Source organism: Brevundimonas sp. Leaf363, assembly GCF_001424025.1.
In the GTDB taxonomy this organism is placed as follows: domain Bacteria; phylum Pseudomonadota; class Alphaproteobacteria; order Caulobacterales; family Caulobacteraceae; genus Brevundimonas.
Window position 1 is genome coordinate 485,023 of record NZ_LMPZ01000002.1, and the last position, 14,560, is coordinate 499,582.

General features: G+C 68.4%; 12 protein-coding genes. 8 read left to right on the top strand and 4 right to left on the bottom strand.

The window, feature by feature from the left end; all coding sequences use genetic code 11:
- Positions 1-141 precede the first annotated feature (141 nt).
- The 3 genes from ASG17_RS05355 to ASG17_RS05365 form a co-directional block, all read right to left on the bottom strand.
- Positions 142-1,254 carry a glycosyltransferase family 4 protein gene (locus ASG17_RS05355; RefSeq protein ID WP_056100201.1) on the bottom strand — a complete coding sequence of 371 codons (1,113 nt, stop codon included), beginning with the start codon at positions 1,252-1,254 and terminating at the stop codon, positions 142-144.
- A 140-nt stretch (positions 1,255-1,394) separates the two neighbouring features.
- Positions 1,395-2,471, bottom strand: coding sequence for a site-specific DNA-methyltransferase (locus ASG17_RS05360; protein WP_056100203.1), 1,077 nt, complete (start codon positions 2,469-2,471; stop codon positions 1,395-1,397).
- 124 nt (positions 2,472-2,595) lie between these two features.
- On the bottom strand, positions 2,596-4,677 hold the full coding sequence (locus tag ASG17_RS05365) for a catalase (protein ID WP_056100206.1): 2,082 nt from the start codon (positions 4,675-4,677) through the stop codon (positions 2,596-2,598).
- A gap of 181 nt (positions 4,678-4,858) precedes the next feature.
- Here ASG17_RS05365 and murC point away from each other — a divergent pair, with 181 nt between their 5' ends.
- The 8 genes from murC to lpxC all read left to right on the top strand — a co-directional run bounded on the left by murC (position 4,859) and on the right by lpxC (position 13,778).
- On the top strand, positions 4,859-6,271 hold the full coding sequence (murC, locus tag ASG17_RS05370) for a UDP-N-acetylmuramate--L-alanine ligase (RefSeq protein ID WP_056100209.1): 1,413 nt from the start codon (positions 4,859-4,861) through the stop codon (positions 6,269-6,271).
- Positions 6,272-6,437: 166 nt separating this feature from the next.
- Entirely contained in the window at positions 6,438-6,890 is a 453-nt protein-coding gene (locus ASG17_RS05375; protein WP_056100212.1) for a GFA family protein, read from the top strand.
- Between the two features lie 40 nt (positions 6,891-6,930).
- A complete protein-coding gene (murB, locus tag ASG17_RS05380; RefSeq protein ID WP_056100215.1) occupies positions 6,931-7,845 on the top strand; it encodes a UDP-N-acetylmuramate dehydrogenase in 915 nt (304 codons plus the stop codon).
- Between the two features lie 15 nt (positions 7,846-7,860).
- Positions 7,861-8,796 (top strand): D-alanine--D-alanine ligase, encoded by a 936-nt coding sequence (locus tag ASG17_RS05385; RefSeq protein WP_056100218.1) that lies wholly within the window; start codon positions 7,861-7,863, stop codon positions 8,794-8,796.
- Entirely contained in the window at positions 8,784-9,653 is an 870-nt protein-coding gene (locus ASG17_RS05390) for a cell division protein FtsQ/DivIB (RefSeq protein ID WP_056100221.1), read from the top strand. The genes ASG17_RS05385 and ASG17_RS05390 overlap by 13 nt, the downstream gene beginning before the upstream one ends.
- A gap of 16 nt (positions 9,654-9,669) precedes the next feature.
- Positions 9,670-10,995, top strand: a complete 1,326-nt coding sequence (gene ftsA / locus ASG17_RS05395) for a cell division protein FtsA (RefSeq protein ID WP_056100223.1) — start codon at positions 9,670-9,672, stop codon at positions 10,993-10,995.
- A gap of 187 nt (positions 10,996-11,182) precedes the next feature.
- Positions 11,183-12,757 carry a cell division protein FtsZ gene (ftsZ, locus tag ASG17_RS05400; RefSeq protein WP_056100226.1) on the top strand — a complete coding sequence of 525 codons (1,575 nt, stop codon included), beginning with the start codon at positions 11,183-11,185 and terminating at the stop codon, positions 12,755-12,757.
- 121 nt (positions 12,758-12,878) lie between these two features.
- Complete coding sequence (gene lpxC / locus ASG17_RS05405) at positions 12,879-13,778, top strand: UDP-3-O-acyl-N-acetylglucosamine deacetylase (protein ID WP_056100229.1); 900 nt, start codon at positions 12,879-12,881, stop codon at positions 13,776-13,778.
- A gap of 1 nt (position 13,779) precedes the next feature.
- Here the strand turns inward: lpxC and ASG17_RS05410 are convergent, their stop codons facing one another.
- The gene (locus ASG17_RS05410) at positions 13,780-14,556 is read right to left on the bottom strand and encodes an exodeoxyribonuclease III (protein ID WP_056100231.1); all 777 of its coding nucleotides are present in this window, start codon (positions 14,554-14,556) and stop codon (positions 13,780-13,782) included.
- Between the last annotated feature and the right edge of the window lie 4 nt (positions 14,557-14,560).

A 14,560-nucleotide genomic window follows, 5' to 3' on the forward strand; every position in this document is an offset into this window, starting at 1 on the left:
TCTCTAAGCCCAAGTTGGGGGCGCTGTCGTCCCGGAGCGTTTCACCCGATTGCGGACGCTTAGTGGCCGCTTGCTGACATAATGAGGCGGCGGCGAAGAGGTTTCGCCGCCGCCTGGAACTCTGGCGCTATCTCGCGCCGATCAGCCGGCGATCGCGAACGACCGTTCTTCCAGCGGACGCAGCGGCGTGACCACGTCCACCAGCGGCTTTTCGGCGAACGGGCGCTTGGCCAGGAGGTCGCCGTAGACGTCCACATACCGGCGCGCCATCGCCGTGGCCGAGAAGCGCAGTTCGAATCGAGCCCGCACCGCCTCGCGGTCCAGCAGGTGCACGCGATCGGCGGCCGCGATGGCCTGCTCCATCGTGTCGACCAGGAAGCCCGTGGCGCCGTCCTCGATGACTTCCGTCGTCGAGCCGCAGCGGAAGGCGACGACCGGCGTGCCGCAGGCCATCGCCTCGATCATCACCAGGCCGAAGGGCTCGGGCCAGTCGATGGGGAACAGCAGGGCGTCGGCGCCGCCCAGGAAATCCGACTTTTGGTGGTCGCCGATCTCGCCGATGAACTCGATCAGGGGGTTGCCGTCGACCAGCGGCTTGATGGTTTCTTCCCAGTACAGCTTGTCGGCGGCGTCGACCTTCGCGGCCATCTTCAGGCGCCGGCCCAGCTTTGTGGCGATCTCGATGGCGCGGTCGGGGCGCTTCTCGGGCGAGATGCGGCCCAGGAACGCCAGGTAGCCATCCGACTTGGCGTGGAACTTGTACTGCTCGGCCGGCATGCCGTGATGCACGGTGGCCTTCCAGTTCGCGAAGCTGAGCGGCTTGCGCTGATCGTCCGAAATCGAGATCAGGCCGAACTCGCCCCAACGCTTGTAGACCGGGGCCAGGTCTTTCATGTCCAGCCGGCCGTGCAGGGTGGTCAGCGTCTTGTCCGCGACCTGCCTGAACAGCGGGAAGTGGATCATGTCGGTGTGGAAGTGGATGATGTCGAAGTCGTCGGCCCGGTCCAGCACTTCGCCCAGCATGGACATGTGCGCGGCCAGGTCGGACTTCAGCGGCGCAGGGTCCAGCCGGATCGCCTGATCGCGCACCGGCACGAGACGCGCCTTCGTCTGGGCGTCGGCGCTGGCGAACAGGGTGACCTCGTGACCCAGATCGACCAGGGCGTCCGTCAGGTGGGCGACGACCCGTTCCGTGCCGCCGTACAGCTTCGGAGGGACGGCCTCGTAAAGCGGAGTGACCTGGGCGATCTTCATGTTTTGCGAGCTCCGACCCCCCAAGCGGGGCCGTATGGATCAATGATCTCGCAGCTGCGAAGTTCCCGCCGGCGGCAGGAATATTTCAACGATCTTGGCGGCTTACTCGCTGAAGTCTGTCGGCTGGCGTACCAAGGTCACTACATCGTCGCGCGGATTTCCGAGCGCAGGGCGTCGATGGACTTGAACCCCTGGTCGGTCTTGAAGCGCCAGTAGGTCCATCCGTTGCAGGCTGGCGCGTTCTCGAGCAGGGCGCCCAGCTTGTGGATCGAGCCGGTGAACTCACCCGAGACCAGCGAGCCGTCGGCGCGGACGCGGGCCTCGCGATGGCCTTTGGGGCAATACAGGCGATCGCCGGGACGCAGCAGGCCCGCCTCGACCAGGGCGCCGAACGGCACCTTGGGCTCGTTACGCTTGGATCCCATGACGGCGAGGTCTTCAGCATTGGCGGGAACGACGGCGGCGATGCGGGTCTGGGCGACGTTGGCGTAGGTCTCGTCGCGCTCGATGCCGATGTAGTGGCGGCCCAGACGCTTGGCGGCCGCGCCGGTGGTGCCGGTGCCGAAGAAGGGGTCCAGCACGACGTCGCCAGGCCGCGTGGCCGACAGCAGCACGCGGTGAAGCAGGGCCTCGGGCTTCTGGGTCGGATGCGCCTTCTTGCCCTCGGCGTCCTTGATCCGCTCCTCGCCGGTGCACAGGGCGAAGGTCCAGTCGGACCGCATCTGGGTGTCTTCGTTGAAGGCCTTCAGCGCGTCGTAGTTGAAGGTGTAGCGCTTCTGCTCGCGCGAGCGGGCCGCCCAGATCAGGGTCTCATGGGCGTTGGTGAACCGGGTGCCCTTGAAGTTCGGCATCGGGTTGGACTTGCGCCAGATGATGTCGTTCAGCACCCAGAAGCCCAGGTCCTGGATCGCGGCGCCCAGGCGGAAGACGTTGTGATAGCTGCCGATCACCCAGATGGAGCCTTCCGGCTTCAGCACCCGGCGGCATTCGGTCAGCCATTCGCGGGTGAAGGCGTCGTAGGCGGCGAAGCTGTCGAACTTGTCCCAGTCGTCGTCGACCGCATCGACCTTGGAGTTGTCGGGACGCAGCAGGTCGCCGCCCAGCTGAAGGTTATAAGGCGGGTCGGCGAAGACCATGTCGACGCAGGCGTCGGGCAGGCTCTTCAGCCGCTCGATGCAGTCGCCCCGCAGAATGACGTCGGTCTTGAATTCGCTCACACGCCCGGCCCTCAGATTGGAAGCCGGTATGGTGAATCTTTGCGGTTAAGGCGGGGTTAGCCGACGGGCGAGGTCGGAGATGAGAATGCGCCCGGCGCCGATCGAACGGGGCCGGGCGACAGGTTCAGGCCAGCATGCGCACCTTGGGCTCGCGATCCCACTGACGGGTGCGGGCCGGGGTCAACCAGGCGTCGGCGCCGTCAGAAAGATCGACCACGCCCGCGTCAGCCTCGACGTTCGCCTTGTCCAGCAGGGGCTGAGCCTCCGGCGTATGGCCGATGGCCTTCAGGTGGGCGAAGGCGTGGGCGGCGAAGTCGACCGCCGCGCTTTCCTTGAGCAGCTCGGCGCAACCCGCTTCCGACAGCACCAGCGCCACGGCGTCGAAGACGACGGAGGGCGTGCCGGCCAGTTGGCCATCGGCCTTCAGCTTCTTGCCGCCCTTCAGGGTGACGCCGCCGATCTTGGGGGCGACGATCTTGACGATGGCGCCATCCGCCTCGGCCGCGGCCTTCACCGCCTCGACCACCGCGCCGTCCGCGCCGTCGGTGACCAGGATGCCGACCGCCCGGCCCTTCAGGGTGTCGGGGTATTTGCCGACGATGCGCAGGGCGGGCGAGGCGTCCATATCAAACGGCTCGCTCGCAGCCGCATTGGCGGCCGGAAGCTTGACGTTCAGACCGTCCGCCACGCGCTGGGCCAGGCTTGCATCCACGTTCTGGAGATTGCCCAGCACGCGATCGCGCACGTGGTCCAGCGTCACCTTGGACAGTTCGAACACCAGGGCGCTGGCCAGGTGGGCCTGTTCCGGCTCTGTCTGGCTTTGGAAGAACAGGCGCGCCTGGGAATAATGGTCGGCAAAGGTCTCGGCGCGGATGCGGACCTTCGTTCCCTCGACCGGCTGTTCGAACGAACGGAAGCCGCCCTTGGGGTCTTCGCGCGGGCCGCCGTCCTCGCCCGCCTGCGAGAGGCTGTTGGGCTCATAGTTGGCGCGGCCCTTGGGGACCTGCATCTGCATCTGGCCGTCGCGTTGCATGTTCTGAAAGGGGCAGCCCTTGGCCTGGTTGATCGGGATCTGGTGGAAGTTGACCGTGCCCAGACGCGACAGCTGGGTGTCCTGGTAGGAGAACAGCCGGCCCTGCAGCAGGGGGTCTTCGGAGAAGTCGATGCCCGGCGGGATGTTGGTGGGCAGGAAGGCCACCTGCTCGGTCTCGGCGAAGAAGTTGTCGGGGTTCCGGTTCAACGTCATCGTGCCGATGACGCGCAGCGGATGCAGCTCCTCAGGGATCAGCTTGGTGGAATCCAGCACGTCGAAGGGCAGGGCGTCGGCCTCCTCCTGCGTCAGCAATTGGACCGCCAGATCCCACTCGGGGAAGTCGCCCGCGTCGATGGCCTCGAACAGGTCGCGGCGGTGGAAGTCCGGGTCGGCGCCGGCGATCTTGACCGCCTCGTCCCAGCAGGTCGACTGCGTCCCCAGGCGCGGCCGCCAGTGGAACTTCACCAGCGTCGCCTCGCCGGCCGCATTGATCAGGCGGAAGGTGTGGACGCCGAAACCCTCGATCATGCGCAAGCTACGCGGGATGGTGCGATCCGACATCGCCCACATGATCATGTGGGTGCTCTCGGGCATCAGGCCGATGAAATCCCAGAAGGTGTCGTGGGCCGAGGCCGCCTGCGGATAGCCCCGATCCGCCTCCATCTTCACCGAGTGGATCAGGTCGGGGAACTTGATCGCGTCCTGGATGAAGAAGACCGGGATGTTGTTGCCGACGAGGTCCCAATTGCCCTCGACCGTGTACATCTTGACCGCAAAGCCGCGCACGTCGCGAGGCGTATCGACCGAGCCGGCGCCGCCTGCGACGGTCGAGAAGCGGGTGAACAGCTCGGTCTGTTTCCCGACCTCGGTCAGGATCTTGGCGGAGGTGTAGTCGGCCAGACTGTCGGTCAGCTCGAACACGCCGTGGGCGGCCGAGCCGCGCGCGTGGACGATCCGCTCGGGGATGCGCTCATGGTCGAAATGCTGGATCTTCTCGCGAAGCACGAAGTCTTCCAGCAGGTGCGGGCCGCGCGGGCCGGCCGACAGGGTGTTCTGGTTGTCGCTGACGGGGACGCCGTGGTTTGTGGTCAGGCGCGTCTCGGGCGCCGAGGCGGTCTGATGCGTCTCGCCGCCGTTTCCGGTTTCAGGCGTGGAGGTGGGTCGGCTGGCCATGTTCGTCTTTCTGGTGAGACGGCGTAACGCGCCGCGATCCGCTTGTTCCCGTCGCTGTGGCGATTTGGCGCCGGTCAGGCCCTTAAATCGTACGGGGCGTCGGGCGCCCGACATTCGACGGCGCGTTTCGGGGCGTTTCGAGACAGGTGCAATCGCCAGCGACGCTTGCTAAGCCGCCGCGATGATCCAGCGCATGCGTCCCGTCCCGTTCGAGCTCGGCCCCGTCCACTTCGTCGGCATCGGCGGCATCGGTATGAGCGGGATCGCCGAGATCATGCTCAAGATCGGCTATGCGGTGCAGGGCTCCGACGCCAAGGCCAGCGCCAACACGGAACGGCTGGAAAAGCTGGGCGCCAAGGTCTTCATCGGCCACGACGCGGCCCATGTGTCCGAGGGCGTCTCGGCGGTCGTGTATTCGACGGCGGTGAAGGCCGACAATCCGGAGATGAAGGCCGCGCGCGCGCGCCGCATCCCCCTGGTCCGGCGCGCCGAGATGCTGGCCGAGCTGATGCGGCTGCAGTTCTCGATCGCGGTGGGCGGCACCCATGGCAAGACGACGACGACCTCGATGGTCGCGGCCGTGCTGGACGCCGCCGGGCTGGACCCGACCGTAGTCAACGGCGGCATCATCAACGCCTACGGCACAAACGCCAAGGTCGGCGACGGCGACTGGATCGTGGTCGAGGCGGACGAAAGCGACGGCAGCTTCCTGCGGCTCAAATCGACGGTGGCGATCGTCACCAACATCGATCCGGAGCACCTAGACCACTACGGCGACTTCGACGCGGTGCGCCGGGCGTTTTGCGATTTTGTCGAGAATATCCCCTTCTACGGCTTCGCCGCAGTATGTCTGGACCACCCGGAGGTGCAGCGGCTGGTCTCGCAGATCGATAACCGGCGGCTGGTGACCTACGGCGTCAATCCGCAGGCCATGGTGCGGGCCGAAAACTGCGACATGGCGGCGGATGGCTGCCGCTTCGACGTGGTGATCCAGAATGGCGAGACCGTTCGGATCGAGGGTCTGCACCTGCCGATGGCCGGTTGGCACAATGTCTCCAACGCCCTGGCCGCCATCGCCGTGGCGCATGAGATGGACGTCTCGGGCGAGGCTATCAAGGCGGGCCTGGCCGGGTTCGGCGGGGTGAAGCGGCGCTTCACGACCACGGGCGTGGCGCACGGCGTCCGCATCGTCGACGACTACGGGCACCATCCGGTGGAGATCGCGGCGGTGCTGAAGGCCGCGCGTCAGGTGACGGCCGGACGGGTCATCGCTGTGGTCCAGCCGCACCGCTACACGCGGCTGCGCGACCTGATGGAGGACTTCTCGACGTCCTTCTCCGATGCCGACGCCGTGCTGGTGGCGGACGTCTATCCGGCCGGCGAGGCGCCGATCGAGGGGGTGGACAAGCATGCCCTGGTCGAGGGCATCCGCCGCTATGGCCATCGCCAGGTCCATCCACTGGAGAACGCCGCCGTCCTGCCGCGCGTCATCAAGGACGAGGCGAAGGAGGGCGATCTGGTCGTCCTGCTGGGCGCCGGCGACATCACCAGCTGGGCCTACGCCCTGCCGGCGCAGCTTGAGGCGCTGGGGTGAAGCTCGCCCTTCTTTCGTCATCCCCCGACTTGATCGGGGGACCGAGCGGCGCGCGAGAGCGCGAACCTGTCGAGGGCGCGCCCGCCGAACGATCGCCTTCGGCGCCGCCTTGTCCCCCGGTCTCCGCTTCGCTCCGCCGGGGGATGACGAAAGAAAGTCTTCAGCCATGAGTGACGTTGTGCTCACCGGCGGCTGTCAGTGCGGAGCGATCCGATATGCGCTGTCGGCTGAGCCCTACACCGAGTTCTGCCACTGCGACATGTGCAAGCGGGCGACCGGCGGGGTGTTCGCGGCCCTGTCGGGTGTGCGCAAAGACCAGCTGACCTGGACCCGTGGCCAGCCCAGCTATTTCCGCAGCTCCAGCCTGTCGAAGCGCGGCTTCTGTCCAGCCTGCGGCACGCCGTTGAGCTTTGACTACGACCACAAGGACACCATCGAGGTGACCACCGGCAGTCTGGACACGCCCGAGGCGGCGCCGGTGCAGTCACATTTCGGCGTGGAATCGAAGCTGTCCTGGCTGAAGCTGTGCGACGGCCTGCCCGAGAAACGCACGGGCGCTAGTCCGGACTCGCCCGTCAACCGGCCCGACTTCCGGCCGCGGCAGGACCCGAACCGCTAGAGGCCTTGCGCGTCGTCCGGCGAACAGGCATCGCGGCGGCATGAGCGACTGGCGAGACACCCTTCCCGACGTGCGCGGCAAGCTGCTGCGGGACGAGCCTCTGGGCCCCTACACCTGGTTCCGGGTGGGCGGGGCGGCCGATGCGCTGTTCATACCGGCGGATGCGGACGATCTGGCCGCCTTCCTGAAGGCGCTGGACCCGGCCGTGCCGGTGACGGTGCTGGGCGTGGGGTCGAACGTCATCGTGCGCGATGGCGGGGTCGAGGGCGTGGTGATCCGGCTGGCCGGCCGCGCCTGGGGGCAGGTGTCGACCGACGGCCTGACGATCACGGCGGGGTCGGGCGCGCTGGACAGCATGGTGGCGCGGGCCTCCGCCAAGGCGGGGATCGCCGGGCTGGAGTTCTACGCCGGCATTCCCGGCTCGATCGGCGGCGCCCTGACGATGAACGCCGGCTGCTATGGCTCGGAGACCAAGGACGTGCTGGTCTCGGCCTGGGGGCTGACGCGGGCGGGCGAGCGCGTGGACTACGCCCTGGCCGATTTCGGCTACTCCTATCGCCATTCCGCGGCGCCGGCCGACATTCTTTGGGTCGAGGCGACCTACCAAGGCACGGCCGACGAACCGGCGGCGGTGCAGGCCCGCATCGACGCGATCACCAGCCGCCGCGAGACGACCCAGCCGATCCGCGAAAAGACCGGCGGCTCGACCTTCAAGAACCCGCAGGGCCATTCGTCGTGGAAATTGGTCGATGAGGCCGGCTGGCGCGGGAAGCTGCACGCCGTCACCGGCGGCGGGGCCAAGTTCTCGGAACTGCACTCCAATTTCATGATCAACCCGGGCGAGGCCACCGCCGCCGACATCGAAGGCCTGGGCGAGGCGGTGCGCGCCGATGTGCTTGGTAAACTCGGCGTAAACCTCGAATGGGAGATCAAGAGGGTCGGCCGACCCCTCTAGACCCTTCGGATCCCCATGGACCGCCCGCTGTCAGACCTGCACGTCGCCGTCCTGCTGGGCGGCCTGTCATCGGAACGGGAGGTTTCGCTGAGCTCCGGCAAGGGCTGCGCCGACGCTCTGGAAGGGCAGGTCGCCAGGGTCAGCCGCGTGGACGCCGGGCGCGATCTGGCCCAGGTGCTGGCGGCGCTTAAGCCTGATGTCGTCCTGAACGCCCTGCACGGGGAATGGGGCGAGGACGGCTGCGTTCAGGGCATCCTGGAGACCCTGCAGATCCCCTACACCCACTCCGGCGTCCTGGCCTCGGCCCTGACGATGGACAAGGACAAGAGCAAGGCGGTGCTGAAGGCGGCGGGCGTGCCCGTGCCCGGCGGCGGCCTGTTCGACCGGCGCGCCGTGGCCGCCGGCCACGTGATTGCGCCGCCCTATGTCATCAAGCCGAACGCCGAGGGCTCGTCCGTCGGGGTCTACCTGGTCAAGGCGGGCGATCCGCCGGTCTCCGGCGTCGGCGCGGACGACTGGACCTACGGCGAGGAGGTCATGGTCGAACCCTATATCGCGGGGCGCGAGCTGTGCGTCACCGTGCTGGGCGAGGCGGGCGGCCCGCGCGCCCTGACCGTCACCGACATCACGCCCAAGAAGGGCTTCTATGATTATGAGGCGAAGTACGCGCCGGGTGGATCCGTCCACAAGCTTCCGGCCGAGCTGCCGCCGCTGATTTTCGAGCGCTGTCTCAGGCTTTCGGAGCAGGCGCACACGGCTCTGGGCTGCCGGGGCGTCAGCCGAAGCGACTATCGTTATGACGATGTTAAGGACGTTCTCGTCCTTCTGGAAGTCAACACCCAGCCGGGCATGACCCCGACCTCGCTCGCACCCGAGCAGGCCGCCCATACCGGACTGGCGTACGAAGACCTGGTTCGGTGGATGGTGGAGGACGCCTCATGCCCGCGGTAGTTCGCGGCGGTCGGCGACAGAGTTCCGTTGGTTCCGCGCGCCGCGCCCCGGCGCGGGGCAAGGCCCGCAACGCCCCTGCCACGCCGGGCAAGGTGTCCGCGATCGGCCGGCTGGATCTGTCGCCCCGCGCCGTCGCCATCAGCCTGGCCGCCGGGGTCGCCCTGCTGATCGGCGTCATGGCCACCGGTGCGCGTGGCGAGCGCCTGTCCCAAGGCGTCGGCCACACGATCGACCGGATGACCGTCGGCGCCGGCTTCGGGCTGCGCCGCGTCAAGATCGAGGGCGCCTCGGCCGAGGCCCGCCCGGCGATCGAAAACGCGCTTCAGCTACAGTCCGGCCAAGCGATCCTGCCGATCGACCTGCACGCCGTACAGGCGCAGGTTCAGTCGGTCGGCTGGGTCAAGGACGTTCAGGTGGTGCGCATGCTGCCCGACACCCTGCTGGTCCGCGTCGTCGAGCATGACCGACTGGCCGTGTGGCAGCTGGACGGCGTCAATCGCGTCATCGACGGCCAGGGCCGCGTCATCACCGGCGCCGAGGCTGGCCGCTATCCCGGCTTGCCTCTGGTGGTGGGCAAGGGGGCCGACGAGGCCGCCGGCGCCATCCTGCCGCTGCTGGCCGAACGGCCGCGCCTGATGAGCCGCGTCGACGCGCTGATCCGTGTCGACGAGCGTCGCTGGAACCTGCGTCTGAAGGACGGGGCCCTGATCCAGCTGCCCGCGCTCGACCAGGATGCGGCGCTGATCAAGCTGGATGCGCTGGACCAGCGCGAGCGTCTGCTCGACCTTGGCTTTTCGCGTGTGGATCTGAGAACGCCGGAAGAGGTGGCCCTGCGGCTGCCCGGCGACGGCGTCTGATCGGGGTTCGTGGGGCATGGTGCGTGACAAGACTGCGGGCGTGAGCGCGCTCGATCCGACGGGCCAGCGGGCCCCGGTGACGGCGGCGCTGGACCTGGGCCATGGCAAGGTCAGCTGCTTCATCATGAAGCCGGACGGCGTGCGCCGGGCCGATCGCACCATCCGCGTGGCGGGGGCCAGCCACGTCCAGTCCAAGGGCGTGCGCGGGGGGGCGATCATCAGCATCGACGACGCCGCCCAGGCCATCGGCCATGCGGTCGAGCGGGCCGAGCGCGCCGCCGGCAGCCCGGTGACCGGCGTGGTCGTCACCACCGCCATCGGCCAGATGGCCAGCCACCGCGTCCGCGCCACCGTGTCCCTGGGCGCCGCGCCGGTCGGTGACGCCGATCTGGCGCGCGCCATCGCCCTGGCCCTGGCCCAGATCAAGCTGCCGCATCGCCGGCCCATCCATGTCCTGCCCATCACCTGGTCGGTGGACGGCGCGCGCGGCGTGCACGATCCGCGCGCCATGCGCGGCGGCGCTCTGGGGCTGGACCTGCTGGTCGTGTCGATGGCCGAGAGCGCCTTCGCCGCCCTGGGCCACTGCCTGGAGCTGGCGCATCTGGACCTGCAGGGCGTGGTCGCCGCACCGGTCGCCGCCTCGCTGGCCGCGCTTGAAGAAGATGAGATGGAGCTGGGCTGCACCTGCATCGACATGGGCGCCGGCTCGACGTCGGCCGCCGTCTGGGGCGACCGCAGCCTGCTTCACATCGAAAGCCTGAACGTCGGCGGCGACCACGTCACCAGCGACATCGCGCGCGGTCTGTCGACGTCGCGTGCGGGCGCCGAGCGCCTGAAGACCTTGCACGGCTCGGCCATGGCCAGCGCCAACGAGGATCGTGAGATGCTGGAGGCGCCGCCGCGCGGCGAGGACGCCTCGGCCGGCCCGGTCGTGGTGCCCCGCGCCATGCTGAAGACCGTTATCGCGCCGCGCGTCGAGGAGACCCTGGAGCTGGTGCGCGACCGCCTGCGGGCCGCCGGCGTCGGGCTGGAGCCCGGCACAGGCCTGGTTCTGACCGGCGGCGCCAGCCAGCTGAACGGCGTACGCGAGGCGGCGGTGCGGGTGTTCGATCGCCCGGTGCGCCTGGGCCGTCCGCAGCGCGCGCCGCACATGGCGGACGCCGCCTCGGGCCCGGCCTTCTGCGCCAACGCCGGCGTGCTGCTTCGCGCCGCCTATGGCCCGCGCGAAGCGGTGTCGGCCCGCAAGTTGATGAGCCGCCAGATCACGGCCGCCGATGCGCCCCGCGTGCATCAGGGCAGCGTGGTGGGCCGTGTGGCCGGATGGCTGCGCGACAACCTCTGATATCTCAGACTGTGCCGGGTTTTTTGCGGCCAAGGTTAATGAAATGCCTATTCGGCCGGCCGACTCACGCTAGGCGGTAACCTTCCCTTAACGGTGTTGGGTCTTTCCTTAACGCGCTCATAACCAATGCGAATCGGCGGGGGCCTCGCATTGGCTGGAACGGGTAGGGTCGGAAGGTCAAAACGATATGTCTCTCTCGCTTGTGCGTCCTGAAGCCACTGAACTGAAGCCGAGGATCGTCGTATTCGGCGTAGGCGGCGCCGGCGGCAACGCCGTCAACAACATGATCGACGCCGGCCTCGAGGGCGTGGAGTTCGTCGTCGCCAACACTGACGCGCAACACCTGTCGTTCGCCAAGACCGATCGCCGCATCCAGCTGGGCGAGACGATCACCCAGGGCCTCGGCGCCGGCGCCCACCCCGAAGTCGGCATGAACGCCGCCGAGGAGAGCGCCGACGAGATCCATGCGCACCTGGACGGCGCGCACATGGTCTTCATCACCGCCGGCATGGGCGGCGGCACCGGCACCGGCGCTGCGCCGATCATCGCCAAATGCGCGCGCGATCGCGGCATCCTGACCGTCGGCGTCGTGACCAAGCCCTTCACCTTCGAAGGCCGTCACCGCATGCGCCTGGCGGATTCGGGCATCGCCGAGCTTCAACGCTACGTCGACACCCTGATCGTCATTCCGAACCAGAACTTGTTCCGCGTCGCCAACGAGCGGACCACCTTCGCCGACGCCTTCGGCATGGCTGATCAAGTGCTGCACTCGGGCGTGCGGTCGATCACCGACCTGATGATCCTGCCGGGCCTGATCAACCTGGACTTCGCCGACGTCCGCGCCGTCATGTCCGAGATGGGCAAGGCGATGATGGGCACCGGCGAGGCCGCGGGCGACGACCGCGCCCTGATGGCGGCCCAGAACGCCATCGCCAACCCGCTGCTGGACGAAACCAGCCTGAAGGGCGCCAAGGCCGTGCTGGTGAACATCACCGGCGGCCTGGACATGACCCTGCTGGAAGTCGACGAGGCGGCCAACGCCATCTCGGCCGAGGTGGACGCCGACGCCAACATCATCTTCGGCGCCGCCTTCGATCCGGCGCTGGAAGGCAAGATCCGCGTCTCGGTGGTCGCCACCGGCATGGACGAGGAAGTCATCGTCCGCGCCCAGCCGACCCCGGCCGCGCCGCCGCTGGACGCCCGTCGTCCGACGACGCCGACCATGCCCGCCCCGACCGCCGCGGCCCGCGCTCAGGCCGAGCCGGTCGTCCCCACCTTTCAACGCGCCGCTTCGGCGGCTCCAGTAACCGCTCAGCAGCCGATCGCCGCTCCGCAACCGGCGCCCGCGCCGCGCCCGGAGCCGGTCATCCATGTGGCCGAAGAACGCGCTCCCGAGCGCAGTCTGCCGCCGATCGTCGATCCCTGGGTCGAAGAATATGAGTCGCGTCCGGCCGCCGTCGCCGCTTCGGAACCCCGCTACGAGCCGCGGGCCGAGGCGACCCGCGCCGCCGCGCAGGGCGACCTCTACGCCCCGCGCCGCGAGCCTGAGCCCGAGCCGGCTCAGGACGGGTACGGCTACGACGATCGCGACCACCGCCGGTCGGGCTGGAGCCTGTTCGGTCGCGGCAAGCGGCCGGCCGCGCCTTCGGCTCCGCAGCCTCAGATGCGCACCACGCAATCGGCCGCACCGGTCGAGGCCGAACTGGACGCCGCCGAGGACGATCTCGAGATCCCCTCGTTCCTGCGCCGGCTGGCCAACTAGGTCAGACGTCTGACGGGTTCGGACGAAACAATCCGAAACCCGACTTTCATATCGCACTTGCGAGCAGACGGTTAATCAAAGGCCAAGGGGCAATCCGCCCCTTGGCCTTTGGACTTTTTGCGTGCCCCCGAGTCTCGATCATCTCGAACGGACCGTCGTCGCCCCTGCGATCATCGCGGGCGTCGGCGTGCACACCGGACAGCGCGTGCGCCTGTCCGTGCGTCCGGCGTCGTCGGGATCGGGCATCACCTTCGTGCGGTCCGACATCACCGACCGCGACAACCGCATCCCGGTCTCGGGCGAGGCGGTGATCGACGCGCGCCTCAACACCATGATCGAGAACGCGGCGGGCGTTCGCCTGTCGACCATCGAGCATCTGATGGCCGCCTTCTGCGCCTTGGGCGTCTCGAACGCCGTGGTCGAGGTGGATGGCCCTGAGCTGCCGATCCTGGACGGCTCGGCCCTGCCGTTCGTTCAACTTCTGGACCGTGCGGGTTTCCGTCGTCAGGAAGCGCCCCTGCGTTACATCGAAATCCTGCAGCCGATCCGCGTCGTGGACGGCGACAAGTCGGCTGCCCTGCTGCCGTGCGACCGCTATGAGATGCGGTTCGAGATCGACTTCCCCACGCCGGTCATCGGCAACCAGGTCGTGGACTTCGTCGTCGACGAGGCGACGTTCCGCAGCGAGATCATGGCCGCCCGCACCTTCGGCTTCGCCCACGAGGTCGAGGAGCTGCGCCGCGCCGGCCTGGCTCGCGGCGGCTCGCTGGAGAACGCCGTGGTCATCGACGGCGACCACATTCTGAACCCCGAAGGCCTGCGGATGGAACGCGAGTTCGTGCGCCACAAGGCTTTGGACGCCATCGGCGACCTGTACGTTCTCGGCGCGCCGATCCTGGGCCGCTACGAGGGCGTGCGCGCCGGCCACGCGGTCAACAACAAGCTGGTGCGCGCCCTGCTGGCCCAGCCGAACGCCTGGCGCGAGACCATCCTGGCCCCGCAGTTGGCGCAGGTCGGCTAGGCTAAAGGCTCAGCTCGATCCACGTCGGCGCGTGGTCGCTGGCCTTTTCTTCGCCCCGCACAGACTTGTCGACGCCTGCGTCCGTCAGCCGGGCGGCCGCGTTCGGGTTCAGCAGCAGGTGGTCGATGCGCATGCCGGCGTCGCGCTCCCACGCCTGGCGGAAGTATTGCCAGAAGGTCCAGGGCGGCGGATCGTCGGGGAAACGCTCGCGCACTGCGTCCGACCAGCCGGCGTCCAGCAAGCGGGCGAAGGCGGCGCGGCTCTCGGGCTGGAGCAGGGCGTTCTTCTTCCAGGAGCGGCTGTTGTAGATGTCGGCCTCGGTCGGCACGACATTGAAGTCGCCGGCCAGGACGACGGGCGCGTCGGTGTCGAGGAGCGTCGCCGCGTGAGCGATCAGGCGCTCCATCCAGGCCAGCTTGTAGGCGAACTTGGGTCCCGGTTGCGGATTGCCGTTGGGCAGGTAGAGGCAGCCGATCAGCACGCCGTTCACGGCCGCCTCGATGTAGCGGCTCTGGGCGTCCCTTGGGTCGCCGGGCAGGGCGCGGCGGGTGACGACGGGCGGGCCCTGGCGCGACAGGATGGCCACGCCGTTCCAGCGGTGCTCGCCCTTCCAGACCGCCTCGTAGCCCGCGTCGCGAATGGCGGCGGCGGGAAATTGAGTGTCCGTCGCCTTCAACTCCTGCAGGCAGACGACGTCCGGCTGGGCGTCCTTCAGCCACGACAGAAGGTTGGGCAGTCGGGTGTTGACGCCGTTGATGTTGAAGGTCGCGATGCGCACGCGA

Excerpts from the sequence above, each read along its gene's own strand:
- ASG17_RS05355 (WP_056100201.1), bottom strand. The coding sequence starts at position 1,254 with ATGAAGATCGCCCAGGTCACTCCGCTTTACGAGGCCGTCCCTCCGAAG.
- ASG17_RS05365 (WP_056100206.1), bottom strand. The coding sequence starts at position 4,677 with ATGGCCAGCCGACCCACCTCCACGCCTGAAACCGGAAACGGCGGCGAG.
- murC (WP_056100209.1), top strand. The coding sequence starts at position 4,859 with ATGATCCAGCGCATGCGTCCCGTCCCGTTCGAGCTCGGCCCCGTCCAC.
- ASG17_RS05375 (WP_056100212.1), top strand. The coding sequence starts at position 6,438 with ATGAGTGACGTTGTGCTCACCGGCGGCTGTCAGTGCGGAGCGATCCGA.
- murB (WP_056100215.1), top strand. The coding sequence starts at position 6,931 with ATGAGCGACTGGCGAGACACCCTTCCCGACGTGCGCGGCAAGCTGCTG.
- ASG17_RS05385 (WP_056100218.1), top strand. The coding sequence starts at position 7,861 with ATGGACCGCCCGCTGTCAGACCTGCACGTCGCCGTCCTGCTGGGCGGC.
- ASG17_RS05390 (WP_056100221.1), top strand. The coding sequence starts at position 8,784 with ATGCCCGCGGTAGTTCGCGGCGGTCGGCGACAGAGTTCCGTTGGTTCC.
- ftsA (WP_056100223.1), top strand. The coding sequence starts at position 9,670 with ATGGTGCGTGACAAGACTGCGGGCGTGAGCGCGCTCGATCCGACGGGC.
- ftsZ (WP_056100226.1), top strand. The coding sequence starts at position 11,183 with ATGTCTCTCTCGCTTGTGCGTCCTGAAGCCACTGAACTGAAGCCGAGG.